The sequence below is a fragment of the Bacillus sp. FJAT-27231 genome (genome assembly GCF_001183975.1).
GTDB lineage: Bacteria > Bacillota > Bacilli > Bacillales > Domibacillaceae > Pseudobacillus > Pseudobacillus wudalianchiensis.
This window is the reverse complement of the sequence record NZ_LFZU01000001.1, coordinates 1,393,437-1,417,622: the sequence shown is the minus strand read 5'-3', so window position 1 is coordinate 1,417,622 and position 24,186 is coordinate 1,393,437. Positions and strand designations below refer to the sequence as shown.

General features: G+C 39.6%; 27 protein-coding genes. 7 read left to right on the top strand and 20 right to left on the bottom strand.

Going from position 1 to position 24,186, the window contains the following annotated elements; genetic code table 11:
- The first annotated feature begins 122 nt into the window (after positions 1–122).
- Entirely contained in the window at positions 123–548 is a 426-nt protein-coding gene (locus AC623_RS06745; protein WP_049661704.1) for a DUF2621 domain-containing protein, read from the top strand.
- A 224-nt stretch (positions 549–772) separates the two neighbouring features.
- Here AC623_RS06745 and AC623_RS06740 read toward each other — a convergent pair whose 3' ends face one another.
- The 3 genes from AC623_RS06740 to AC623_RS06730 form a co-directional block, all read right to left on the bottom strand.
- Positions 773–1,264, bottom strand: coding sequence for a CcdC family protein (locus AC623_RS06740; protein WP_442853527.1), 492 nt, complete (start codon positions 1,262–1,264; stop codon positions 773–775).
- Positions 1,265–1,351: 87 nt separating this feature from the next.
- Positions 1,352–1,711, bottom strand: a complete 360-nt coding sequence (locus tag AC623_RS06735; protein WP_049661700.1) for a response regulator — start codon at positions 1,709–1,711, stop codon at positions 1,352–1,354.
- Between the two features lie 103 nt (positions 1,712–1,814).
- On the bottom strand, positions 1,815–2,522 hold the full coding sequence (locus tag AC623_RS06730) for a cytochrome c biogenesis CcdA family protein (protein ID WP_049661698.1): 708 nt from the start codon (positions 2,520–2,522) through the stop codon (positions 1,815–1,817).
- 210 nt (positions 2,523–2,732) lie between these two features.
- Between AC623_RS06730 and AC623_RS06725 the strand changes: the two genes are divergently transcribed.
- A complete protein-coding gene (locus tag AC623_RS06725) occupies positions 2,733–2,924 on the top strand; it encodes an aspartyl-phosphate phosphatase Spo0E family protein (protein ID WP_049661697.1) in 192 nt (63 codons plus the stop codon).
- Between the two features lie 89 nt (positions 2,925–3,013).
- On the opposite strand, the gene AC623_RS06720 is transcribed toward AC623_RS06725, so the two are convergent.
- The 6 genes from AC623_RS06720 to yneA all read right to left on the bottom strand — a co-directional run bounded on the left by AC623_RS06720 (position 3,014) and on the right by yneA (position 7,517).
- Positions 3,014–3,229, bottom strand: a complete 216-nt coding sequence (locus AC623_RS06720) for a YneF family protein (protein ID WP_049661696.1) — start codon at positions 3,227–3,229, stop codon at positions 3,014–3,016.
- Between the two features lie 80 nt (positions 3,230–3,309).
- Positions 3,310–3,756 carry a sporulation inhibitor of replication protein SirA gene (sirA, locus tag AC623_RS06715; protein ID WP_049661694.1) on the bottom strand — a complete coding sequence of 149 codons (447 nt, stop codon included), beginning with the start codon at positions 3,754–3,756 and terminating at the stop codon, positions 3,310–3,312.
- Between the two features lie 193 nt (positions 3,757–3,949).
- Positions 3,950–5,956 carry a transketolase gene (gene tkt / locus AC623_RS06710; protein ID WP_049661693.1) on the bottom strand — a complete coding sequence of 669 codons (2,007 nt, stop codon included), beginning with the start codon at positions 5,954–5,956 and terminating at the stop codon, positions 3,950–3,952.
- 231 nt (positions 5,957–6,187) lie between these two features.
- Positions 6,188–6,421 carry a DUF896 domain-containing protein gene (locus AC623_RS06705; protein ID WP_049661692.1) on the bottom strand — a complete coding sequence of 78 codons (234 nt, stop codon included), beginning with the start codon at positions 6,419–6,421 and terminating at the stop codon, positions 6,188–6,190.
- Positions 6,422–6,534: 113 nt separating this feature from the next.
- The gene (locus tag AC623_RS06700) at positions 6,535–7,191 is read right to left on the bottom strand and encodes a YneB family resolvase-like protein (protein ID WP_049661690.1); all 657 of its coding nucleotides are present in this window, start codon (positions 7,189–7,191) and stop codon (positions 6,535–6,537) included.
- 5 nt (positions 7,192–7,196) lie between these two features.
- Positions 7,197–7,517, bottom strand: coding sequence for a cell division suppressor protein YneA (yneA, locus tag AC623_RS06695; RefSeq protein ID WP_156187001.1), 321 nt, complete (start codon positions 7,515–7,517; stop codon positions 7,197–7,199).
- A 159-nt stretch (positions 7,518–7,676) separates the two neighbouring features.
- On the opposite strand from yneA, the gene lexA reads away from it, so the two are divergent.
- Complete coding sequence (gene lexA, locus AC623_RS06690) at positions 7,677–8,294, top strand: transcriptional repressor LexA (RefSeq protein ID WP_049661688.1); 618 nt, start codon at positions 7,677–7,679, stop codon at positions 8,292–8,294.
- Between the two features lie 272 nt (positions 8,295–8,566).
- Here lexA and kynU read toward each other — a convergent pair whose 3' ends face one another.
- Positions 8,567–9,853, bottom strand: a complete 1,287-nt coding sequence (gene kynU, locus AC623_RS06685; RefSeq protein ID WP_049661686.1) for a kynureninase — start codon at positions 9,851–9,853, stop codon at positions 8,567–8,569.
- Between the two features lie 227 nt (positions 9,854–10,080).
- On the opposite strand from kynU, the gene AC623_RS06680 reads away from it, so the two are divergent.
- A complete protein-coding gene (locus AC623_RS06680) occupies positions 10,081–10,800 on the top strand; it encodes a CPBP family intramembrane glutamic endopeptidase (protein WP_049661685.1) in 720 nt (239 codons plus the stop codon).
- Positions 10,801–10,960: 160 nt separating this feature from the next.
- On the opposite strand, the gene AC623_RS06675 is transcribed toward AC623_RS06680, so the two are convergent.
- Positions 10,961–12,478, bottom strand: a complete 1,518-nt coding sequence (locus AC623_RS06675) for a GGDEF domain-containing protein (protein ID WP_049661683.1) — start codon at positions 12,476–12,478, stop codon at positions 10,961–10,963.
- A gap of 314 nt (positions 12,479–12,792) precedes the next feature.
- Here AC623_RS06675 and AC623_RS06670 point away from each other — a divergent pair, with 314 nt between their 5' ends.
- On the top strand, positions 12,793–13,272 hold the full coding sequence (locus AC623_RS06670; protein ID WP_049661682.1) for a YfmQ family protein: 480 nt from the start codon (positions 12,793–12,795) through the stop codon (positions 13,270–13,272).
- Between the two features lie 120 nt (positions 13,273–13,392).
- Here AC623_RS06670 and pdxR read toward each other — a convergent pair whose 3' ends face one another.
- From pdxR to AC623_RS06650, 4 genes are all read right to left on the bottom strand, one after another.
- Complete coding sequence (gene pdxR, locus AC623_RS06665; protein ID WP_049661681.1) at positions 13,393–14,823, bottom strand: MocR-like pyridoxine biosynthesis transcription factor PdxR; 1,431 nt, start codon at positions 14,821–14,823, stop codon at positions 13,393–13,395.
- A 162-nt stretch (positions 14,824–14,985) separates the two neighbouring features.
- Positions 14,986–15,195, bottom strand: coding sequence for a hypothetical protein (locus AC623_RS06660; RefSeq protein ID WP_231603387.1), 210 nt, complete (start codon positions 15,193–15,195; stop codon positions 14,986–14,988).
- A 228-nt stretch (positions 15,196–15,423) separates the two neighbouring features.
- Positions 15,424–16,758 carry a type I glutamate--ammonia ligase gene (gene glnA / locus AC623_RS06655; protein WP_049661678.1) on the bottom strand — a complete coding sequence of 445 codons (1,335 nt, stop codon included), beginning with the start codon at positions 16,756–16,758 and terminating at the stop codon, positions 15,424–15,426.
- Between the two features lie 38 nt (positions 16,759–16,796).
- Entirely contained in the window at positions 16,797–17,198 is a 402-nt protein-coding gene (locus AC623_RS06650) for a MerR family transcriptional regulator (RefSeq protein ID WP_049661677.1), read from the bottom strand.
- Positions 17,199–17,886: 688 nt separating this feature from the next.
- Here AC623_RS06650 and AC623_RS06645 point away from each other — a divergent pair.
- Entirely contained in the window at positions 17,887–18,150 is a 264-nt protein-coding gene (locus tag AC623_RS06645) for a hypothetical protein (protein ID WP_049661675.1), read from the top strand.
- A gap of 120 nt (positions 18,151–18,270) precedes the next feature.
- On the opposite strand, the gene AC623_RS06640 is transcribed toward AC623_RS06645, so the two are convergent.
- The 3 genes from AC623_RS06640 to hflX all read right to left on the bottom strand — a co-directional run bounded on the left by AC623_RS06640 (position 18,271) and on the right by hflX (position 21,977).
- Positions 18,271–19,257 (bottom strand): hypothetical protein, encoded by a 987-nt coding sequence (locus AC623_RS06640; RefSeq protein ID WP_049661672.1) that lies wholly within the window; start codon positions 19,255–19,257, stop codon positions 18,271–18,273.
- 188 nt (positions 19,258–19,445) lie between these two features.
- The gene (locus AC623_RS06635) at positions 19,446–20,708 is read right to left on the bottom strand and encodes a methionine gamma-lyase family protein (RefSeq protein ID WP_049661670.1); all 1,263 of its coding nucleotides are present in this window, start codon (positions 20,706–20,708) and stop codon (positions 19,446–19,448) included.
- Positions 20,709–20,726: 18 nt separating this feature from the next.
- Positions 20,727–21,977 (bottom strand): GTPase HflX, encoded by a 1,251-nt coding sequence (gene hflX, locus AC623_RS06630; protein WP_049661669.1) that lies wholly within the window; start codon positions 21,975–21,977, stop codon positions 20,727–20,729.
- Positions 21,978–22,170: 193 nt separating this feature from the next.
- On the opposite strand from hflX, the gene AC623_RS06625 reads away from it, so the two are divergent.
- Positions 22,171–22,770 (top strand): trimeric intracellular cation channel family protein, encoded by a 600-nt coding sequence (locus tag AC623_RS06625; protein ID WP_049666329.1) that lies wholly within the window; start codon positions 22,171–22,173, stop codon positions 22,768–22,770.
- Positions 22,771–22,815: 45 nt separating this feature from the next.
- On the opposite strand, the gene AC623_RS06620 is transcribed toward AC623_RS06625, so the two are convergent.
- Positions 22,816–23,469: a CoA transferase subunit B gene (locus AC623_RS06620; protein ID WP_049661668.1), complete on the bottom strand. Its 654-nt coding sequence runs from the start codon at positions 23,467–23,469 to the stop codon at positions 22,816–22,818.
- 13 nt (positions 23,470–23,482) lie between these two features.
- Positions 23,483–24,172: a CoA transferase subunit A gene (locus AC623_RS06615; protein WP_049661666.1), complete on the bottom strand. Its 690-nt coding sequence runs from the start codon at positions 24,170–24,172 to the stop codon at positions 23,483–23,485.
- Between the last annotated feature and the right edge of the window lie 14 nt (positions 24,173–24,186).

The following is a 24,186-nucleotide window of genomic DNA, read 5'->3' as shown; positions in this document are numbered from 1 at the left end:
ATTGAATTTTTCATGCTTAAAAGCTGTTATATTTTAGTAAGAGGCCAGTATTTACGGTTGTATCCATTTTCTCCTTTGTCTATAATTAGTAGCGATAGAAGAGAAACTTGGAGGTTAGCGTCATGCTGCAAGGTTGGTTTTCTTACTTTATACTTTTATGGGTTATCATCCTAGTTGGCAGTTTTGCCATCGGCGGATTTTTTATGTTTCGCAAATTTTTAAAACGGCTGCCTAAATCAGATGGAAAATCAGACATGGATTGGGAAGAATATTATGTGGCTCAGACAAGAAAACTGTGGAATCAGCCGGAGAAAGAGTTGTTAGAAGAATTAGTCAGTCCCGTACCTGAACTTTTTCGGGATGTGGCACGCCAGAAGATTGCTGGAAAAATCGGTGAATTGGCGTTAGAAGAAAAAGCAAGAAAGATTACACAAGATTTAGTCATACGGGGATATATTGTGGCTACTCCGAAAAGAGATCATAAGTTTTTACGTAAAAAACTAAATGAAATGAAAATTGATTTCACTCCTTATAAACACTTATTTTAAAAAAAGAGCTTGCGGCAATAGCGCAAGCTCTTTTCAGGCTGTTGACAAACGCTCTCTTTCTTCGCTGCTCGCCTAGCTACGGTGCTCATGACCCTCATGGTCACTCTGCTCCTCGCCAGGCTTCGCGCCTCGAAAGACAAGCATTTTTAATTAACCTTAGATATTGAAACTAGACTTTGTCTGTACTCTCAAAAGAACTTGTGGCAATAGCACAAGCTTCTTTTTCATGAAAGTGGATTTTCATTAAGTGACTCTTCATCTAATTTTGTCCGCAGGCTGCGATATTGTCGATACATAGCAATCCGCCATGGAACAATCATTGAAAAAGCAAGAATAAAAAACATTCCGCTTAATTGACCAAGGTGAATAGTGGAGCTTAATACGACCTTGCCGACAATTCGGATAATTAATAAACTAATTAAAATAATCGGAAAGGCTTTTGACCGCTTTAAATAAATATCATCATCGCGAATTTCAAAATTTGAAGTTTTAATTAATAAAATGGAAAACAACATGCCTACGGCTACGGCTTCCAATAATTCCGACGGAGTCACCCTAAACTCCGGCAGGACAAACATTAAGGCTCCTGTACTCATAAAAAGTGGCGGCAGCATAATTTTATTAGCCGAAGTGGGTTTCTTCGCAGCTTTCATACGAACAAATATGACTGTGATCCCCATAACTACCGCTAAAACGGATGAAGCAAAGAGCATCATCTTCATCATTCCTTATCTTAAACATTTGCTAAGTTATTATAATCAATTTTTCATGAAAAGACAAAAGCTGTTTTCTGTGAAAACAGCTTAATCAAGCAAACGGCGTAATGCTTCATTTACACGAACCTCATCGAAGGGCTTGGTAACAAAGTCTTTTGCTCCCGCTTCAATTGCTTCCATTACCATTTTCTGCTGCCCCATAGCTGAACAAATAATAATTTTTGCTTCAGGAAATTCTGATAGGATTTTCTCGGAAGCTTGAATACCATTCATGACAGGCATCGTAATATCCATAATTACAATATCTGGCTTCAATTTTTGATATTGCTGCACCGCTTCCTCACCGTTTTCAGCTTCTCCTAAAACTTCATGCTGTAAATTTGTTAGCATATCTATCAATGTCATTCTCATAAATTTTGTATCATCTACGACTAATACCCCTGCCACTGGCCGAATGCCTCCCTCTCCACTGGGAAATAATGTTACGACTCTCTTTATCATAAATAATACATGTTTATAGAGAGGAAGGCAATCTAATACATAAGCAAAATTAAAATCCAGTGAAGTCCCCAAACAACGGACTTAGGAATATAATAATCTTTGTCATCCAATCGAAGAACAGGACAATCCCCATTACAATCATAATGTAACCGCCCACTTTCATAATGACCCCGCTATGTTTCCGAATCCACTTCATCCGTCCGATAAAGAAAGAAAGGATAAAGAAGGGAATGGAAAACCCTAGCGTATAAGCAATCATATATAAAAGTCCTGATCCCGGATTGCTTGCTGCTAGAGCAAATACAGACAGGAGAATTGGGCCTGTACACGGCGTCCAACCAGCAGCAAAAGCGAGGCCTATTAACAGCGAACCTAAGTAGCCTCCCGGACGGTTTTTAAATTCCAGTCTTCGCTCCGTCATCATAAACTTTGGCTGTAAGATACCTGTAACGACTAAACCAAAAAAGACAATAAAGATGGCACCGATTTGCCTAATCAAATCTTGATATTGTGACAAAATATTGCCGACAAAGCTTGAGGCAAAGCCTAAAGATATAAATATTAGAGAAAATCCCAGCAAGAAAAAGAGCGTATGCAGCAAACTCCTCCGTTGCAGCATTTTATTCTCATTTTTTAGTTCACTGACACTCATGCCGGTAATATAAGAAAGAAATGCGGGATAAAGTGGCAAGCAGCATGGCGAAATAAAACTGAGAAACCCTGCACCGAAGGCTAAAAAAAAGTTAAGATCGTTCAATGAAACCTCCTGCCTTTCATTGATATTGTAACAAAGTTTTAAGCAGGAATCGAAAAAAAGAGATATGAATAATTTGTGTCTGCTTACTTTTGAAGAAAAAGAAAATTCTTAAAAGGAATAACTTTGTTTTTGAAAAAAAGTAAAAGATTGGGTATACTAGAGAAACCGATAAACACTTCCCAATTATTATTATAGAAAGGACCTTCTGCCGTGCACAAAGACGACCTATTGGATGCTATCGAGAAAAAGCGGTTGGAGCTATTTCAGATTGTCACCATTAAAGGATTAAACTCTCCGCTTGCCGTAAAATGTAGCCAAGAGCTTGATCTTTTATTAAATGACTATGACCGCAAATACGTTCATTCCTCTCCCCCTTTTTATCCAAAACAAATGCCAAATTAAAAATGAGCAGAGTTTAAATCACATCTGCTCATTTTTTGCGTTCATTTTTACAAAATCTAAAAATAAAAGCACTCATAACTGAGCGCCATTTATTTATTATCAAATTGCTTGTTCATTTGTGCCATCATTTGATTTATTTTTTTCTGCGAAGGCTTTTGGCCCATTTGCATCATCATCATTCGCAGCATTTGTTCATTAATTGGCGGATTCTTCTTTAAATAGTCCATCATGTATTTACGGGCTATAAAAAATCCTAGCGCAACTCCGGCAGCTAAAGCCAGAATCCCGACGAGTACATACCACATAAACTACTTCCTCCTTCATGTCGTCTACTAAAAGTTTACTAAACCAAAAGACATTATACAACATGAAAGAGAAATTTTCTTTACTTAAATAAATTTTCTTTCTTAATCGGCGCAAGCCAGCCATAATTCTTGCGTTCAAAATCGACAGCAAACAAACAAGCATTCAATTTTTTTAGGGAATAAAAGAAAACAGTTTCCGCTTCATAACTCCCTAACGCTTTTAAATGCAAACATTTCTCTTCAGCGGATAACATCGCTTTTCCTTTCTTTTCTGGAAGCTCAATCGTGAAAAGATTATTTTTTTCGACGGCAAAGCTGTCTTTATCCATTAAGGCTTCTTTTAAAACAGAGGCAAGAGACCGCATTGAAAATTCTTTCGTAATGTATTGAATTTGTTTCTCTACTATACTTTTTTCATTTTTCTTTCCCGTAGAGCTTTCAAAAAACAACTGAAAAAAGTTTTGCTCACGCCCGTAAAAGTAATGAGCGAATTCTTCTCCAATCCAATAAATTTGATAGGTTCTCATTAATTTTACCTCCTGCTTGTCCTTTTCCTCATTATAAGAAAGAACCCTTATCAAAGTTGTTGAATTTTGGAAAAAACGTTCACTAGTTTTGTCGATTCGGTTCTAATAGGCGATTCCGGAATCGCAAAGTTTGTTTCCTATACGAAAAAGCCAGTTTGCTCCACGGGCAAACCGGCCTTCTATATCTATTTTCTTACTTATTTAACAAAGCTTTTGCTCGGGATACGACATTTTCAACCGTAAATCCGTATTCTTCTATAACCTTGTTTCCTGGGGCAGAGGCACCGAATTGGTCAATCGCGATCATATCTCCTTCATCCCCTGTATAACGTTCCCAGCCTAGAGAAGCACCCATTTCGATAGCAAGACGCTTTTTCACTTCTTTTGGAAGAACAGAACGCTTATATTCTGTGCTTTGCTTTTCAAAACGGTCCCATGACGGCATGCTGACAACCGCCGCATCAATTCCTTCTTGTTGAAGCACTTTTTGCGCTTCTACTGCTAAGCTGACTTCTGATCCTGTAGCCAATAACAGTAAATCAGCTTGCTCTTTTTGAGCTGCAGACACAACGTATGCTCCTTTAGCTACTCCTTCTTCTGCTGTTTCGGAAGTGCCTTGGATCGTCGGCAGATTTTGGCGAGTCAACACGAGAACAGTCGGTGTTGATTTAGATGAAACGGCTAACTTCCAAGCGGCTGCTGTTTCATTTCCATCTGCTGGACGGATCACAGAAAGATTCGGCATAGAACGGAGGGCAGACAAATGCTCAATCGGCTCATGCGTTGGGCCGTCTTCTCCTACCGCGATACTGTCATGAGTAAATACATATGTGACAGGCAATCCCATTAAAGCAGAAAGACGCATTGCTGGACGGACATAATCAGAGAACACGAAGAATGTGCCGCCGAACACTTGCAGTCCGCCATGGAGGGCCATGCCATTCATAGCAGCTCCCATTGCAAACTCCCGAACGCCGAACCAAATGTTACGGCCCTCATAAGCAACTGATGAAAAGTCTTTCTCATTTTTAATCGTTGTTTTATTAGAACCCGCCAAGTCAGCCGATCCACCAATGAAAGTTGGAAGATTTTTAGCAATCGCATTTAACACTTCTCCTGATGAAGCACGGCTCGCTAAAGCCTTTCCTTCTTCATAAGTTGGGATATCTTGATCCCAGCCTTCCGCTAGCTCGCCATTAATAGCGGCTTCAAGCTGTTGTCCAAGCTCAGGAAATTGCTTTTTATATTCTGCAAACAACTGCTCCCACTCTTGTTCAACTGCTTTTCCTCTTTGAACAATCGACTCCTCAAAACGACTGTATACCTCTTCAGGCACATGGAAATCTTGTTCAAATGTCCATTTATAATTTTCTTTCGTTAATTTTAGTTCATCTTCACCAAGCGGAGCACCATGCACATCGGACTTGCCTGATTTATTAGGGGAACCATAGCCGATCACAGTCTTTACTTCAATCATTGTCGGACGTGTTTCATCCTGCTGTGCTGCTTCAATCGCTTTCGCAATCTCCTCCATGTTGTTTCCATCTTCCACGCGGAGGTATTGCCATCCATATGCTTTAAAGCGGTCTTCTACGCTTTCAGAGAAAGATTTATTCAGTTCGCCGTCAAGAGAAATATCGTTCGAATCGTACAGAACGATTAAACGGCCAAGCTTCAAGTGGCCGGCAAGAGATGCAGCTTCAGAAGCCACTCCTTCCATCAAGTCTCCATCACCGCAAAGTGTGTATGTATAATGGTTTACTACTTTATACTGATCCTTATTGTAAACGGCAGCCAGGTGTCTTTCAGCCATTGCCATACCTACAGCCATCGCAATTCCTTGTCCAAGCGGACCTGTCGTTGCCTCCACACCATCTGTATGTCCGTATTCTGGATGTCCTGGTGTTTTGCTGCCCCATTGACGGAAATTCTTAATTTCATCCATTGATAAGTCATAACCTGATAAATGCAGCAGGCTATATAGAAGCATAGATCCATGGCCCGCTGATAAAACGAAACGGTCACGGTTAAACCACTTTGAATTTTTAGGATTGTGGTTCATATAACGGCTCCAAAGCGTATAAGCCATTGGAGCAGCCCCCATCGGCAAACCAGGGTGTCCGGAATTTGCTTTTTCAATCGCATCTATGGAAAGCGTGCGGATCGTATTCACTGCTAGCTGATCAACTGTATCAAACATGGAAAACTCCCTTTCATTACAAATATTGTTCCTTCTTAATATATAGGTGTTTCTCAAAATATACAAGATGTCTGCGAAGATCTATTGGATCAAGCTGTTGACAAACAGCTTCTTTCTTTATTGTTCGCTTGTTTGTGTTGCTTATTCTCTTCTAATCACAGCGTTTTACCTTACAATTCATCTTGTTTATTTTATTTAAATAGCAAAAAGAGCTGGTTTAGGCCAGCTCTTTTAATGCATTTTTTTTCGATTTTGAATATCTTTAATTTTTTTAGGCGTTACTTCATTGCCTTCAGGATCAAAAATCCGGACTGTTTCCACCGTATTCTTCATTGAGGTACGAAAGGCAGTTAAATATTCCTGACGCAAGTTCGTCTGCTCGACCTTTTCCTCAGGAGTTAATCCTTCCGTTTTTGATTTCTTAGAAAGTTCATTAATACGGGCAAGTTTCTCTTCAGAAAGCATAGTTGGGGTTACTGCTAATCCAGTTTTAAAATTAGCAGACTCTCCTTTCTTCTTCTTCATTTTATTGATGGCTTTATTGTATTAAAAAGAGAAGGAACAAACAAGAAAGATGCCTATTCAAGCTCTTCTTCAGCTTGTTCGGCATATTCTTTAAATCTTCTATGAACGGTTGCCTTAGATACTTGATAGCCAAACCCTTTTAAAGTCGCGGCTATCTCCTCAAACGTTAAATTATTGCGGCGCAGACGGACAATTTCTTCTATTGGTACTTCTTTTCTTTCCCTGCCGGCCGGATTTCCTCTGTTTTTTAAATTCTCTTCCGGACGAAAGCCGTTTTCGACAGCTCTCTTCATCCCCCGTTTTATTTTTAAATTGTGAATTTTCCGCTGGTACTCCTCTACCATACTCACAATTTGAATAACCATAGAATCTGATTCAGAAAGCTGTAATTCACCGTCGTCCGCAATACTGAATACTTTTACTTCCTCTTTAAACAAGCAATGCAATAAAGCGATCTTTGCGTTGCCTCTTCCAATTCTCGTTTCATCTTGGATGAGCACAGCATCAATCGGTTCTTTTTTTACTTGATCCAATAAATCAAGCATTCCCGGCCTGTCCAGCTCATAGCCGCTCACCTGCTCTTTAATTACAGCGGCTACTTCATATCCCTTTCTTGCAGCAAGACTCAGCAGTTCTTCTTCCTGACGCTGAAGTGAGGTTTCTTGAGTTTCCTTTTTAGTACTGACACGGCAATAAATAATCGCTTTCACTTATATTACTCCCCTTTAAATGCAACTTGGCCTCCGGTGTGAGAGGAGTGCGAAACAATCGGGATAACAAGAGTATCTCCCGGCAATATTTTCACAGAGTGCAGCCTGTTTTCTTTTTGTATCCACATGATAAAGTCTTCTTCTTTCATTTCTTGTCCGCTATTATACTCTTTCGCGATGCTCCAGAGAGAATCTCCTTCTTGTACAGTGATTTCTTTGTAAGGAATTTGGTCTTCACTCATACTAAAGATTAGCATTATTCCCGCTATTATTGTAACAGTCATAAATAAAAGAACAAAAAAATTCTCTTTAACAAATACTTTCACCACTAAACATCCCCTTTAAGCGAATACTCGTTCGTATGTTATTCTTATTTTAGTAAGAACATCTGTTTGTGTCAAGATTTTATTCGAACTTATGTTTGTATCCTAAAAACCGACATGGTATAATACAGGAAATAGATAAAATCTAAGAGGTGCTGACAAATGACTAAATTATCAAAGAGGCAGCAGGATATTTTGGACTTTATAAAGCTTGAAGTCAAATCAAAAGGCTATCCGCCTTCTGTGCGGGAAATTGGTGAAGCCGTCGGACTCGCATCCAGTTCTACTGTTCACGGCCATCTTGCTCGCCTAGAGAGCAAAGGGCTAATCCGCCGCGATCCAACCAAACCGCGTGCTATCGAAATATTAGAAATAGAAGAAATGGTACCGAGACAAAAAGTAATCAATGTGCCATTAATCGGGAAAGTAACAGCAGGAATGCCGATTACCGCCATCGAAAATATTGAAGAATACTTCCCTTTGCCAGAGCGGCTTGCACCAGCCGATGAACACGTATTTATGCTGGAAATTATGGGTGATAGTATGATTGAGGCAGGAATTTTGAACGGCGATTATGTTGTTGTACGCCAACAGCAGACAGCCAAGAATGGCGACATCGTTGTAGCCATGACCGAAGACGATGAAGCAACTGTGAAACGCTTCTTTAAAGAAAAAGACTTTATTCGCCTTCAACCTGAAAATTCATCTATGGAACCGATCATTTTGTCTTCCGCTACTATTCTCGGAAAAGTCATTGGTGTCTACCGAGATATTCATTAATAACAAGGTAAGCTCCTTTTTGCTCCCGTTGCTAAAAGGAGTTTTATCTTTTTAGAAGAATACTAGAGTGTTAATCTATCCTATGACCAAACCGAAGACGATATGATTGTTCTAGTTAAGAAATAATAATATTTTTTAAAAAGAGCGTAACCGTGTTACTTCCATATATCTTGAAGTCAAGGGATAGCTAGATTACTAGAATGACATAAAAAAGCCCCTGACCATTCAAAGGCCAGAGACAGAACAATCCCCCCGATTAAGCTTTCTATCTATTACGCAATAATGCCGCGTTCATTTTCAAATTGCTTGTATTGTCCTTCTTCCATAACCTTCTTTAAAATTCGCACGGCTTTCCATACATCTTCATACGAATTATATAAAGGAACAGGAGCAAAACGAATGCCATTCGGCGCCCGAAAATCCGGGATCACCCCATTCACTTTTAGCGCCTTGCAAATCCGCGCTGCTTCTTTATGTTCCAAATAAATGTGCCCCCCGCGTCTTTTATCCTCTAACGGGTTGCCTATGTTAAAGTGCACACCCGCTAATTCCCGGGAAATTAGCTTCATCATATAGCTTGTCATACATAAAGACTTCTTTCGAAGGTTTGCTATACCAGCTTCCGCGAAAATGTCCAGCGAACCAATCAATGGCGCCACACTTAATATATGGGGTGTTCCAATTTGATAGGCGCCTGCCGTTTCTGCCGGTATCATCGTATGCTCCATATCAAATTGTTTGTCTTTATTCGAACCAAACCATCCGGCAAGACCCGGCGATTTGCCAAAGTGTTTTTTATTTACATATAACCCGCCAATACTGCCTGGTCCACCGTTTAAGTATTTATACGTGCACCAAACTGCAAAATCTACTTCCCATTCACTCAACTGGTGTTCCATTGTCCCAATCGAATGGCAAAGATCAAAGCCAATGAGAATACGACGCTCATGGGCTGCTTTTGTGAGACGCTTTATATCCAGAATTTGTCCGCTTCGATAGAGGACACTTGATAAAACGATTAAAGCAACTTCTTCTGTCATCGCTTTAATTACATCCTCCTCTTCGATTAAACGCTTATCCCGGCTTTTTACACGGATTAGATGCGTTTCTGGATTATAGCCTTTCATCCTAAGCTGGCTTTGCAGTGCATATATATCAGAAGGAAAAGTAAGTTCATCCGCCAGTATTTTTGTTCTTTCGCCTCTCGGTTCATAAAAGGTGGCGACCATTTGATGCAGATTGGTCGTGGTAGAACCAGTTAAGACGACTTCTTCAGCATTTGCCCCGACTAATGGCGCTACTTTTTCTCCTAACCGTTCGGAAAGGTTGTACCACGGTTCATCCCCTTCAGTCCAACCATCAATACCAAATCGTTTCCATGAATCCAGCAAATTGAGTAACGATTTTTCTGCCCGTTTCGATAGCACCCCTAACGAATTCCCATCAAGATAGATACTCCCCTCTTGAAGATAAAATTCCTTGCGAAATGGTGCGAGCTTATCTTGTTGATCAAGCTGACGAACATACTCATATGAAGAATCAAAGCGCTTTTCGATCATTTACTTATCCCCTTTATTGTGAAGTATTTTATTCTCCCCATTCCTACTATAACGAGAAAAGCAGAAAACGTCATGTCTTGCCACAGCATTGAAAAATTAAAAGATCCTTCAGGAAAAAATAATGAGCATGTCTAAAAGTATGCCTTATCACACTAGATATAGGCAGTTAGTTGTATTCTCTTTCCTTTTCATGAGATAATTGGTACATAAATTAGGAGGATACTTATATGTCGTTGTTTATTTTTGGATCTTTGTTATTGATATTTCTTATTTTTATCTATCCTTTCCTAGACGTAAAATATACAAAGACGTTAAAGGAGAAAAAGGATGCTGCTTCAAGATTACGCTATTTTAAATTCGTCATCTATTCAGAATGGACAGTAGTCGCTATCATTCTTTTATTTACCTCCCTTTTTGCTACAACTCTTAAAGATATAGGTCTAACCTTTCCAGATCAGCATCGTTCAGAGGTTTTAGGAATGATTTTCGGCTTTCTCACAGGGGTTGCCGTTTTAATCTTTGTTCTAATGAAACTTCCTTTTTACCAAAAGCTATTAAATAAGCAAGTATCAGAAATTGATTATTTGCTTCCCACGAGTACATCGGAGAGAAATGTATCTATTTTTGTAGCAGTGACCGCTGGGATTTGTGAAGAAATTATTTACCGGGGGTTTGTGATTCATTACCTATCAAACTGGTCAATCGAAATGAGCACTCTTCAAATCATGATTATCTCTGCTGTTATTTTCGGTTTTGCTCACATTTATCAAGGGTGGAAAGGCTTCCTTCTCACAGGGTTAATCGGCTTCGTATTGGCTCGTTCCTATTTAGCGACCGGCTCCCTTTTGTTTCCGATCATTCTTCATATTGTAATTGATATGCGTTCTTTCTTATTTAGCAAACCATTGCCTAAAGAGACTAAAACCACTTTTGATAAAAGCCTTTAATTTTACTACAAGAAAAGCCCTTGATGTGATTTTCGCACAAGGGCTTCATGTAAGTGTATGTTTTACGTTCTTGAGGGTGGACTTGCATTCTAAACACAGCCACCTTTTCATATGAAAAATGGTAGACAAAGTAGACTTTCTCTATCCTCTCCACTATATTCTAGATTGAATATTTATTTTGTTTAGATTTAGATTTTTCTTTATACATTTCTATATCTGCAAGCTCAACAGCTTCTTCTACAGAAACATTCGTTCCCGTTTTATAATAATAGCATCCATAGCTAACTGAGATGTTATATGGCTTATTCTGTAATCGCTTCATTTCTTCAAAATCATTCATTATAGTATCCCATATTTTATGGACGTCAGACATTTGCTTATTAAAAAAGACGATGATAAATTCATCTCCGCCATACCGAAAAAAGACGTCTTCTTTTTCTATATGCTTGGTAATTTCCCCACAAACCGTCTTGATTAAATTATCCCCTTCAGAATGGCCGTGTCGATCATTTACCTCTTTTAGATTGTTTATATCAATAAAGCACAAAATAAACTCCATGTATTGGTTTTGCGCATTTAAACATGCATTTTGTAAAATTTCCATTCCGCTTCTTCTATTTATTATACCAGTCAGCATATCCACTGAAGCATGTTTCCTAAGTTCACTTTCTACTTCTTTAAAATTTGTTATATCGGTTATCCCCACTAGAATATGCTTCTCATTCGCATAATCAATCAACTCATAATTAACAGAAAGCCATCTCGTCGAATTAAAAGCTGCTTTTTGCTCTATAATATGATTTTTTATGCTTCCATATTTAATAAGGTTGTTAACGATAGTTAACCTTTCTTCCAAATCTTTATAGATGAGTGTTCCATCCGCTTGCTCTTTCTGCTCAAATACTTGTTGATAAAAATCCTTAGCTCTTTGATTCATCAACACAATTTTGCCGTCATGGATGGTAGTGAGAATGAGCGGATATGGATTTACATCAAATAACTTTCGAAAACTCTCTTCATTCTTTTTTATTTTTACTTCATTCATAAAATCCTTTCTTCTATTTGAATAAAGCGTCACTACAATAAAAAAGGCTATCATTGCGGCAACGGTTGTATTAATTTGTTTGGTGATAACAATGTACTTATCTTCACTTATGATAGAAAGGCCTATAAGAAAAGCAATATGGCTGAACAAGAAAATAAAAAATGTATGTGTCGGTCTTATAGGAAGTATAGCGGCAACACTAATAATGATAATGGCATAGGCATCGACATTTCCTGTCAATCTTTGACTATTAAGAGAAGCAATGGCGCCCATTAAAACATAAAATAAAACATACGTATTAATAATGAAAGCCAGTCCTTTTGATGTTAAAAACGACTCCTTATTTTTAATCATACGATAAAAACAGAGATAAAAAGTGGATAAAAGAAAACCAGCCAAATGGATCGCTATAAGCGTATATCTATAACTAGCATCTTTAAGATCTTTAAATAAAACAGTGTCCACGTATAAGTAATAAGCATATAAAACGAGTAAAATAATAGACGTTATTTTCAATCTATGCATTAAAAGAATGGTATTCGATTTAACAAAATCCTCATTTTCCTTGAAATCATCTCTATGAAATGTTTTTACTATTCTCCTCCGAACATCCTCTAATTTAGAATTAGCCATATGCAAAAAGTCCCGCTTTCTACCCATTTTTTTCATTTTAGCATGAGGCTTTCAAAAAGAATATAGGCAAGAAGAGAATTAATTTACATAGTAAGTGATCATTACAACCTTCTTACATTTTATTTATTAAACCCGGAAAAATAAAACGTTCCAATTAAGTGGTTGGGTAAAACACTGGAGAATTGGATGGTTCGTTACATTAACAATTACCTTATTATATTTTGTGATAGCCCTAATCTATACATCAATGCTTAAAACAAGTAGCTCCAGATAAATTAGTTACTTAACATCATTACTCAAGGAGTTGATCCGATATGACGTGGACTGTTGCTATTTCATTAGCGATTGGGTGCATGATTAAATTATTAATGAGCCCTCCAAGTGCAATCGTAGGATGGATTTTAAATAAATTCGCCCTTCACCCAAAACTGAATCCAGAAGAGGTTAGTATCACATTTAACGAACAGCCCTTAGAAGAAAGAGAAAAAATTAGATTTATTAACTATTTTAACGACGCTGCATTTTTAAAAGAATATGATGTGTTTCCAGGTAATGAAAAATTTTTTCTACACCCAGAGACTACTATTATTCCGTTTGTTATCAACATACAAAGAAGCAACAAAGATGTGCATCTCTTTGTTTATAGGTACGATGATCACGTGGATGTAGTAAAGCAGTACAAGGAAAAAATTGTTTCTTATAGCCTTCGATCTGATTGCCTACAAAAATTTGTTATTTCAACTAAGAATTTTAATATAGATGCAATAAAAGAGAAGTCTTCCTATACAATTTAATACACTATATTATCCATCCGTTCATTTACATATATATATCATCCCTCAACGTAGAACTGTTTTGCCTACCCACCCCCTCCAAACAAGAGAGTGACGATCCTCGTATAGCTCATTTTCTTCCTAAATCGTATGAAAAGCAGCTGCAAATCTTTTGATTCCTTCGGCTATGCCCTCTTCCGTTTCTCTTGCGTAGGTGAAACGGACATATCCTTTGCTTGATCCCATGGTTGATCCAGGAACATAAACAACTCCTCTCTTGATTGACTCCTCCAGTAATAGCAGCTCATTATGTTCCTTCTTTAACCTGCACCACAAATGAATGCCTCCTTCAGGGACCTGAAAGTCAACTTGTCCCTCTAAATAAGACTCTAAACTTGTGACAATTTGATCTCGTCTCTTCTTCAGCTGTTTAACTAAATTTCTAATATGGCTGTTAAAATGATCAGATTCTAGAAATTCGTTTGCAATCCATTGCGTAAAACTCCCATGTCCGAAATCTACTTGCTGCTTGGCATCTGCCAATCTTTCAATTACCGGCTTCGGGCCGATAATCCATCCAATTCTTAAGCCAGAAGCAACAACTTTTGATAAAGAACTAATATATAAAACGTTCCCATGATGATCCATGGATTTCACAGGAGAGGCACCTTCCCCTGTGAAAGACGTTAAACTGTAAGGGTCATCTTCAACCACTGGAATTCCATATTCAGACGATAATTCAAGTATTTGTTTTCGGCGATTTTTATGAAGAAAGGCACCAGTTGGATTTTGAAAGGCAGGATTTAAAAATATCATCTTAATCCGATGTTTCATATGTAAAGAGAGTAAATCATCAGGATTTATCCCGTCCTTGTCTACAGGCAAGAAAAAAGACCTTAATCCTGCAGATTTGAACACTGGGAGGCCATAGTGATAGGATGGCTCCTCTAAGGCAATGGCATCACCTGGTTTCAAGAGACACTGTACCACCAAGTGCAAAGCCTGCTGTGCACCGGAGGTAATCAAAATAGAGGAAGGATTCGTCTCAATTTCTCGATAAGCTTTCATGTGTTTGGCAATCGTCTCTCTTAACGTTTCACTGCCTTGAAGATGATCGTAACCGAGACTTCCGGAAAAAACTTTCGACGACATAATTTCCTGCAAAGAGTTTGTTGGAAAGAGGTCCTCTGACAGTTCTCCACTAGCCAAATTAATTAATTTTTGAGCCGTCATTTCTTTGCGAATTCTTTGTGTCACAGGTAAATTAGGTAAAAACGATCCGGCTTCAACATACCGATTCCAGCTTGGTACACGTTTTTTAGTAATCCCCCAAATATCCTTACTGATTGTTGTCCCTTTTCCTCTTTTTCTTTCAATCAATCCATTTGCCTCTAATTCATCGTACGCTGATACTATTGTACTTCTATTAACACCTAATTCACTAGCCAATTGCCTTTCTGACGGCAAAGGTTTGTCTGGAGGAAAGGTTCCGTCGACTATTCCATTTTCAATATATTCAGCAAGCTGCTTATAAATAGGCTTTTTGGCTTTTCTATCTGGTTTCCAATCCATCTAGTCAGCCCTCCCCTTTACTTAATTGAATAGACAAACTTTAGTTGCTTCTGAAGTTATAAGCAATACAATACACTTTCCTTGAGTAGTATCCCCTCTTGCCAAAAAAGGAACCTATCGTCTGATAAAGACGATAGGCATAGAATATACAACACGTTTAATTTAAGCAAACCATTTGATGTACACCCCAACAGCCATAAAAGAAAGGACCAGGACCACAAGATAAATCAAGCTTAAGTTCATCGTGTTTCGGCTTGTTTTATTTCTATAATCTTCGTCGCCTTTCCCTGTTAATAAAAGAGTAGAAACACCAGCCATTACTACGAGAATAATAATTAATGCAATAGCAAGACTCATATAGGAATCACTCAAAGTATACACACCTCTCATTATATAGGCATATTCATTAATAGTATAATTTGTTCAATACGTTAAAACACTTTCATTGTATATGGACATACAAAAGTGTTAACCATCCAAAATGATAGAAATTTAGCCATCCATTCATCAAAAAGTAACGTGCATAAAAGCATCCATCAAACTTTTTCCACCCAACCGCAAAAACCCCTTGAACCAAAAGGCTCAAGGGTTTTTTCACTCTTAATACATTTGAATATATTGTTCACGTTCCCAAGGATGAACTTGTGTGCGGAACATATCCCATTCGATTTCTTTTGCTTCAATGAAATGTTCAAGAATATGATCACCGAGTGCTGCTTGAATCACTTCGTCTTTCTTCAGCATGCGAAGCGCTTCTGCTAGTGTGCCCGGAAGATCTTCTACACCTTCGCGCTCTCTTTCTTCTTCGTTCATTGTGTAGATGTTGCGGTCAACAGCAGGCGGTGGTGTCATACTATTTTTAATACCGTCTAGTCCTGCTTGCAGAAGAACAGCCATCGCTAAGTATGGATTTGCTGCTGGGTCTACGCTGCGCACTTCTACACGTGTACTCATGCCGCGTGCGGATGGAATACGGATAAGCGGGCTGCGGTTTTGGCCAGACCAAGCAACATAACAAGGTGCTTCATAACCAGGTACGAGACGCTTGTAAGAATTGACAGTCGGGTTCGTAATAGCTGTAAATCCTTTCGCATGTTTGATGGTGCCTGCGATAAATTGGTAAGCTGTTTCACTTAATTGCAGTTCGCCATTTTCATCATAGAATGCGTTTTTGCCATCTTTAAACAGAGACATGTTGCAGTGCATGCCTGATCCACTTACGCCGAACAATGGCTTCGGCATGAAAGTCGCATGCAAACCATGTTTTCTGGCAATGGTTTTAACAACAAGTTTAAATGTTTGAATTTCATCACAAGCTGTTAGGGCATCTGCATATTTAAAGTCAATTTCATGCTGGCCTGGTGCCACTTCATGGTGAGAAGCTTCGATTTCAAAGCCCATTTCTTCTAGCTCAAGCACGATATCGCGACGGCAGTTTTCACCAAGATCTGTCGGCGCTAAATCGAAGTAACCGCCGTTATCATTAAGCTCTAATGTCGGCTCGCCGTTTTGATCTAATTTAAAAAGGAAAAATTCAGGCTCAGGTCCTAAGTTAAAATTAGAGAAGCCAAGCTCTTCCATTTCTTTTAAAATTCTCTTTAAGTTACTGCGCGGATCCCCAGCAAAAGGTGTGCCATCTGGCATATAAATATCACAAATTAAACGAGCCACTTTTCCTTTTTCAGCTGTCCATGGGAACACTACCCACGTATCAAGGTCTGGATAAAGGTTCATATCAGATTCTTCAATCCGCACGAATCCTTCAATAGAAGATCCATCAAACATCATTTTATTATCAAGTGCTTTTGGCAATTGGCTTACCGGAATTTCCACGTTTTTAATCGTTCCTAAAATATCAGTAAACTGCAGGCGGATGAATTTAACGTTTTCCTCTCTCGCTAAATTCATAATGTCTTCTTTTGTGTACTTGCCCATAAAAATAATTCCTCCTCAAAATCATACGGTGTGTTTATTTAATGAAAATAACGAAATCGGTCTCCGGGCGGGAGATCGTTTCGGTAAAAACGCCCAGCGTTAATAAATTCCTTGCGCAATAATTTTCTTACTTCTTCATCGCTAGAAACCTTTTTCTCTTTTTGTAAATCGGCTTTTAATTGATTATGTATGCTCTCATCTTCCCTCAATAAAATTCTTTTCACTCCTGCCATGTTAATCCCTTCATCCAGCAGGTCTTTAATCTCGAGCAAACGATCAATATCATACAAAGAAAAGAGGCGGCGATTGCCTGCGGTCCGTTCTGGATGAATCAGTTGATGTTCTTCGTAATAGCGTATTTGCCTCGCGGATAAATCGGTTAGTTTCATGACCGTGCTTATCGGGAATAAAGGCATCGAACGCCTAATTTTACTGCTCATCAATGATCCCTCCTTTCTTCATGTTGTTTATTTTATACCCTGTGATTTTATCTGTCAAACCCATGTTAGCTTTTCTAACATGAAAATTTTTTTATAAAAAAATCCTTTTTCCTTTGATAGCTACAGTCTGGGAGAAGATTGACTTTCGCTTGATCTGCTCAATCGGCTTATTTTCAACCTAGAGGATAAAATCAAGATTTTACATAAATCAATCCACTATTACCACTCCCTTCATAAATTCGAATTTTATTTTTAGCAAATCATCAACTTTCTTCTCACTTGAAAATAATGGCCACTCCTTTGACACCTCTTCTGTTTCAAACAGTATAATTCCTAAGTTTGTAAGTCGATCGAGTAATTCGAATAAAAAAGAAGGGCTGCAAGATATTCTTCTTTTTACATAGCTTTTTAATCATTTGGAATAAATCGGAATACGAGTTACTATTGGATCAACATCCTAGGAACACTAAAACATCGATTTGCCTAGAATATCAACTAGTCGATATCAAAAAATCCTTATATTCTTCATTGTTTTTCTCAGTGTACTCTTAAAAAGTTAGAAAAGAAAAAAGACTGCTTTACAGCAATCCTTTTTTGTCTCTTCTTCCATACTTTCATAAAAATAATAATCATTCATAAGAGAATCATCAAAATAGCGTTAATTATTGGTATCTAGGGAGGGATCGGTTTGAAACAAACTAAGGTTCTAGTTTTATTATTTATTCTAGATTTACTAGTAGTTAGCTTATATTTTGTACGAGCAGATTATTTTGCTTTTATTGCCGCCGCCACCTCGCTAATTTCTCTTTTTTCCGTTTCTATCATAATGGATCAAAAAAGTTCGAAAGATTATGAGCATAGTTCCCTGATAAAATTTTCATTTGCAGGGAATGTGATCATATTACTAGGGCCGTTGGCATTGATTATATTAGGCGGCATCGCCTTTATTTAATAGGAGCTGGCGGTGATACCGCGGACACCTTATAAGAGGGGCTTTTTGCTGCTTCTTCTATTAAAGTGATCGGTAGTTAAAGAAAGGGCTGTCGAAATAGCCCTTTTGCTTTGAAACGTTTTATTCAAATATTTCTTGTTTGTTCTCCACTATTCTGGCTACTTTCATTTTGACACGAGGAACACCATCGTTTTGATAATAATCATTTAATATTTGATCTACTTCATCTTTGTCTGTCGCAAGTATCCTAGGAGAAAATTGCTCAACATAAATATCGCCATAACCTTTAACACAGTTCGCCATTGTATCCAGTGCAATTAAACTTAAAGGTCTTCCTTGGTTTAGCCAAGATTTCATTCGCTCCCACGTTGGAAAACACACGGCTGCCAACCTTCCCCAATTGTCGTTAAAAATTGTGCAAGCTGACTCAATCCAATCAAGTATAATAATCGAACGAAAACGGTACAGGCAGGTAAAAGCCGCTATCGGCAATTCCTTTTCACTTACTAATTTCAGTTTCCCAAATATATTATTTAATCCCTCTTCGGTCGGTAAGCTGCTGGCTGTTGCCCAAGAAATTGGATAAAGGAACTCTTCGTCATAATTCTCCCAAAGTTTCCTTACCCATCCCGAAGCAGAAGCACCTAGAACATCGGCTGCTGCTTCTAGCATTCGAAATTTCACTTCGTAATTCTCTGTTCCATAAAACCTTGCTTTTACGGAACTTAAGGTCTTGTGGGTATCATGTTTTTTAAGGGCATTTATTACATCACCCTCAAGAAACCATCTAGTTATTGAAAAATCTAATAAGGATTCTAAGTCATTTCGAACGTCTCCTAATGCTGGTGCTTTATCTTTTTTAGTTACAACTATATCTTCCTCCGGTTGGCAAGCTTCTCCGTCTTCTCCGTAAAAGTCATCGTGCAATGAAAATTTATTGGGAGAATGGACAACCGCTAAGTTATACCATTCAATAGGGCGTAATGAATATTTTAATAGCCTATCGTGACATTGATTACATAATTTATATGGCTGATCGGGGTCATCGCACGCTTCTATCACATTGATTTCGTTTCTTTGACACGCCTCACACAAACCAGTTATCATCTTTAACACCTCACCTTTCATTCCTACGATAAACAGCAGACACGTATCATGCACAAAAAGAACTTAGACTGCGTCTAGTCTAAGCTCTATTGCATCCTGTTCGGTAAAATAACTTTCTAGAAAGCTCTAATGTTCATAACCGCTGTTGATGAAGCTGCCAAAAGTCTTTTGCTTTTGGCAGTCGTTTTTTATAATAAGTCTTTTTCTATTAATTCATTTAACGCATAGCAGACGGCAATCTTTACGTGGGCATACGTTAGCCCGCCCTGCACATAAGCAGCAAAAGGCGGGCGCAGCGGCCCATCGGCAGACAGCTCAATGCTTGCTCCTTGGACAAAGGTTCCTGCTGCCATAATGACATCGTCTTCATAGCCCGGCATATAGCTTGGATATGGAGTCACATGAGAGTTGACGGGAGAAGCGCTTTGAATGGCCTGGCAAAAAGCCACCATCTTCTCGCGATCATCGAATTGAACAGCTTGAATGAGGTCGGTTCTTTTTTCATTCCATTTAGGAGACGTATTCATCCCCATTTTCTCTAGCATGGCTGCTGTGAAAATAGCGCCTTTCAAACTCTCTGCTACAACATGCGGAGCCAGAAAGAACCCTTGATACATTTCTTGCAGGCTGTACAAGCTCGCTCCTGCTTCTGCACCGATTCCCGGTGACGTCATTCGGTAAGAACAGCTCTCTACATGCTCTGCCTTTCCTGCTATGTAACCACCTGTTTTGGCAAGACCGCCTCCCGGATTTTTAATTAATGATCCAGCCATAAGGTCTGCCCCGACATGGCAAGGCTCGCGGTCCTCCGTAAATTCTCCGTAACAATTATCAACAAACACAATGACATCGCTTTTAATTTTCTTCACAAACTGAATCATTTCTTGAATATCCGCAATTGTGAAAGACGGACGAACCGCATATCCTTTAGAGCGCTGAATACCAATCATTTTCGTATTTGGTTTAATCGCCGCTTGAATCGCGTCAAAATCCGGGCGGCCGCTCTCAGCAAGCGGAACACTGCGATAAGAAATGCCGAATTCCTTTAATGAGCCATTTCCTTTACCGGAAATCCCAACTATTTCTTCTAATGTGTCATATGGATCGCCTGTGATATAAAGAAGTTCGTCACCAGGACGCAATATGCCGAATAAAGCAATAGAAATAGCGTGTGTCCCCGAGATAATCTGCGGGCGGACAAGGGCCGCTTCTCCTCCAAACACATCGGCATAAATGTTTTCAAGTGTATCTCGGCCGCTATCATCATAGCCGTAGCCTGTAGATGGCGTAAAGTGAAATTCACTTACCCGGTGCTTCCTAAAACTTTGGAGCACCCGGAATTGGTTTAACTCAGCCGTTTTTTCTATATCTCGGTGTACCCCGGCAATCTGCGCTTCAGCCTCCTCAGCTATTGGCTGTATCGTTTTTCCTTGTGTTAATAATTCAAACATGCGTGTTCTCCCTCTACATTATGTGTATTTAATAATTTCTCCAGTGATCGGATGATCCTTAGAAGCAAATCCTTTTACACGATAAAATTGATTTTCTTCATCAAAATCGATTGAATCTACAATCGTTTCCGTTTTAAGCTGAGCAATCAGCTTACCGGCAGAGGATGGAATCCGGCCATTATATGGAGACATTTGCTCTTTCATCATGCCCTCAATTACTTCTTTTAATTTTAGGCGGTCCTCTTCATTGACAGCACTGATCAGGATGTTTTCTGCGTCTGAAGAAGGAACAAATTCCCCATGCTGTACATCTCTTTTATTATAAACTGTCAACTCTGGCAAATGATCCATCTCTAACTGTTGCAGTAAATCCCTTACGGTCCGCTGGTGCTGCATAAAGTCAGGATTAGAGCTGTCTACGACGTGCAATAATAAATCCGCTTCACTCACCTCTTCAAGCGTAGAACGAAAAGCTGCGACTAGTGTTGTCGGCAAATCTTGAATAAACCCAACAGTATCTGTCAAAATCGCTTGATACCCGCTTGGCAGCACTAATTTCCGCGTTAAAGGGTCAAGCGTGGCAAATAACTGGTTTTCCTCGAGTAAATCAGCGGCAGTCAACCGGTTAAACAGCGTTGATTTCCCAGCATTTGTGTAACCGACAAGAGCGATCTGAAATGCTTTATTTTTTTTGCGCCGGCTGCGATACCGCTCACGATGATGAACAATTGTTTGGAGCTGCCGCTTAATCTCGTCAATACGACGGCGGATATGACGACGGTCACTTTCCAGCTTCGTTTCTCCGGGACCTCTCGTACCAATTCCACCACCAAGACGGGAAAGCGCCGTTCCCTGTCCTGCAAGCCGCGGCAGTAAATATTGAAGCTGTGCGAGCTCCACTTGCAGCTGCCCCTCCCTTGAACGGGCGCGACGGGCAAATATATCAAGGATCAACTGCGTGCGGTCGATTACACGGGCAGACATCCCAGCGGATAAGTTTCGAATCTGACTCGGGGATAGCTCATCATTAAAAATAATAATATCAGGCTCCAACTCTTCCTCGAGTCTTTGTAATTCCTCTACTTTTCCTTTACCAATATAGGTGCCAGGATGAACGCGTTCTCTCTTCTGCGTAATCATCGCTAAAGACTCTCCTTGCGCTGTTTCAGTCAATGACTTTAACTCCTCCATAGAGTACAAAAACTGTTCTGTATCATCTGTTAGCTGACACCCTACAAGAATGACTTTTTCTCTTTCGTTTTTCGTCAATTAGTTTCCTTCTTTCCTTATCATTTTCTATTCCTCATCTTACCAAAAAGGCCGTTAAAATACTAATGAGCCTAGACTGTTTTGTAAAACTTAAAAAAATTTCAGCTTATGAAAAGATAGGCTGGTTCTTTGTTCGTTCTGGTACTATAATAGATTGCCGGGAACACTTTAGTAAGGAGTGACATCTGTGGGAATGACTTGGGACATCTTGACAGTCATCGGAACGATTGCTTTCGCTATTTCCGGTGCTGTGGTAGCGATGGAGGAAGATTACGATGTGTTCGGTGTATATATATTGGGAATGATTACGGCTTTTGGAGGCGGGGCTATTCGTAACCTATTAATTGGCGTACCTGTCTCTGCTTTATGGGAGCAAGGAGCTTTCTTTCAAATTGCCCTGCTGTCGATCACAGCAACTATTCTTTTCCCCCATAACTTGTTAAAGCATTGGCCTGTATGGGGAAACTTTTTTGACGCGATCGGTCTATCTGCTTTTGCGGTCCAGGGAGCGCTGTATGCGGTAGGAATGAACCATCCAATGAGCGCAGTGATTGTTGCGGCCGTGCTAACCGGCAGCGGCGGAGGACTTGTACGCGATCTGCTGGCAGGAAGAAAGCCGGCTCTTTTGCATGACGAAATCTATGGCGTATGGGCTGCACTAGCTGGGCTATTGATTGGGTTAAAAGCAGCCGTATCTGCTACAGAACTAATCATACTGTTTATAGCGATTACGGCTCTTCGCATCGTCTCCTATAAACTAAACTGGAAGCTGCCTAAAAGAGCACTTCATTAACAAAGTAAAAGCCTTTCAAAGTTTATTTGAAAGGCTTTTACTCTATTAAAATGCCTCAAGCTTCACTTCTTCTGAAACTGTCATCTCAGCTTCTGTACATTGCAGAATCTCATCCGCCGTATATCCCTTCGCTACTTCCATTAACACGAGACCATTTGGCGTTACGTCCATAACAGCCCGATCCGTAATAATGCGCTGAACTACCCCTTTTCCGGTTAAAGGGAGCTTGCATTCTCTTAAAATTTTGGATTGGCCGTGTTTATTTACGTGATCCATAATGACGATCGTTTTACGGGCACCGTGGACGAGATCCATAGCTCCTCCCATTCCTTTTACCATTTTCCCTGGGATCATCCAGTTGGCTAGGTCACCTTGTTGGGAAACCTCCATTCCACCAAGGATCGCTACATCAATATGTCCCCCGCGTATCATGGCAAAAGACTCAGAGCTGTCAAAATAAGCAGAGCCCGGAATCGCTGTAACCGTTTCTTTTCCAGCATTGATTAAATCAGCGTCCACTTCTTCCTCATTTGGGTAAGGGCCAATACCAAGCAGACCATTTTCAGACTGCAGCACGACTTCTTTATTATCAGAAATAAAGTTGGCAACGAGGGTCGGCATTCCAATGCCTAGGTTGACATAGTTCCCACTCTCAATCTCCTTTTCTGCCCGCCTTGCAATCTTTTCTCTTGTATCCATTCATACCCCTCCTTCATTGACGAATCGTTCTTCTTTCAATTCGCTTTTCTTGCTCACCATGAATCAATGCTTGCACGTAAATTCCTGGCGTATGAATAAAATCGGGATCGAGATCACCTGTTTCTACAATTTCTTCTGCTTCAACGATGGTCACTCGACCGGCAGCGGCAATCATTGGATTAAAATTTCGAGCTGTTTTGTTGTAAATTACATTTCCTTTTTTATCGGCTTTCCAAGCTCTTACAAGACTAAAATCAGCTGTTAGTGACTCTTCAAGTAAGTATTCTTTGCCATTAAATTCTCGGACTTCTTTTCCTTCCGCGATGGGAGTTCCGACACCCGCTGGCGTAAAGAACGCCGGGATGCCAGCACCGCCTGCACGGATTTTTTCGGCAAGCGTCCCCTGAGGTGTTAATTCTACCTCTATCTCCCCTGCAAGCATTTGCCGCTCAAATTCTTTATTTTCACCAACATAGGAACCAATGATTTTTCTAATCTGCTTATTTCTTAGCAGTAATCCAAGACCCCAGTCATCTACCCCACAGTTGTTCGAAATAACGGTTAGATCTTTCACTCCAGAGTCGGCTAAGGCCTTTATTAAATTTTCAGGTATGCCGCATAACCCAAAGCCGCCGACCATGATGGTCATTCCATCTTGAATTCCGGATACTGCTTCATGGAAATCAGCGTAGATTTTCTTCATCCCGTTCCCCTCCT

Excerpts from the sequence above, each read along its gene's own strand:
- AC623_RS06675 (WP_049661683.1), bottom strand. The coding sequence starts at position 12,478 with ATGGCTAATTCTAAATTAGAGGATGTTCGGAGGAGAATAGTAAAAACA.
- tkt (WP_049661693.1), bottom strand. The coding sequence starts at position 5,956 with ATGTTTGATACAGTTGATCAGCTAGCAGTGAATACGATCCGCACGCTT.
- AC623_RS06625 (WP_049666329.1), top strand. The coding sequence starts at position 22,171 with ATGACTTGGGACATCTTGACAGTCATCGGAACGATTGCTTTCGCTATT.
- sirA (WP_049661694.1), bottom strand. The coding sequence starts at position 3,756 with ATGAGAACCTATCAAATTTATTGGATTGGAGAAGAATTCGCTCATTAC.
- AC623_RS06740 (WP_442853527.1), bottom strand. The coding sequence starts at position 1,264 with ATGATGCTCTTTGCTTCATCCGTTTTAGCGGTAGTTATGGGGATCACA.
- kynU (WP_049661686.1), bottom strand. The coding sequence starts at position 9,853 with ATGATCGAAAAGCGCTTTGATTCTTCATATGAGTATGTTCGTCAGCTT.
- AC623_RS06650 (WP_049661677.1), bottom strand. The coding sequence starts at position 17,198 with ATGAGCAGTAAAATTAGGCGTTCGATGCCTTTATTCCCGATAAGCACG.
- AC623_RS06720 (WP_049661696.1), bottom strand. The coding sequence starts at position 3,229 with ATGTGGTATGTACTCGTCGGGATTCTGGCTTTAGCTGCCGGAGTTGCG.
- AC623_RS06670 (WP_049661682.1), top strand. The coding sequence starts at position 12,793 with ATGACGTGGACTGTTGCTATTTCATTAGCGATTGGGTGCATGATTAAA.
- glnA (WP_049661678.1), bottom strand. The coding sequence starts at position 16,758 with ATGGGCAAGTACACAAAAGAAGACATTATGAATTTAGCGAGAGAGGAA.
- AC623_RS06745 (WP_049661704.1), top strand. The coding sequence starts at position 123 with ATGCTGCAAGGTTGGTTTTCTTACTTTATACTTTTATGGGTTATCATC.
- AC623_RS06635 (WP_049661670.1), bottom strand. The coding sequence starts at position 20,708 with ATGTTTGAATTATTAACACAAGGAAAAACGATACAGCCAATAGCTGAG.
- AC623_RS06640 (WP_049661672.1), bottom strand. The coding sequence starts at position 19,257 with ATGATAACTGGTTTGTGTGAGGCGTGTCAAAGAAACGAAATCAATGTG.
- pdxR (WP_049661681.1), bottom strand. The coding sequence starts at position 14,823 with ATGGATTGGAAACCAGATAGAAAAGCCAAAAAGCCTATTTATAAGCAG.
- lexA (WP_049661688.1), top strand. The coding sequence starts at position 7,677 with ATGACTAAATTATCAAAGAGGCAGCAGGATATTTTGGACTTTATAAAG.
- AC623_RS06615 (WP_049661666.1), bottom strand. The coding sequence starts at position 24,172 with ATGAAGAAAATCTACGCTGATTTCCATGAAGCAGTATCCGGAATTCAA.
- AC623_RS06680 (WP_049661685.1), top strand. The coding sequence starts at position 10,081 with ATGTCGTTGTTTATTTTTGGATCTTTGTTATTGATATTTCTTATTTTT.
- AC623_RS06620 (WP_049661668.1), bottom strand. The coding sequence starts at position 23,469 with ATGGATACAAGAGAAAAGATTGCAAGGCGGGCAGAAAAGGAGATTGAG.
- AC623_RS06705 (WP_049661692.1), bottom strand. The coding sequence starts at position 6,421 with ATGCTTTCTGAAGAGAAACTTGCCCGTATTAATGAACTTTCTAAGAAA.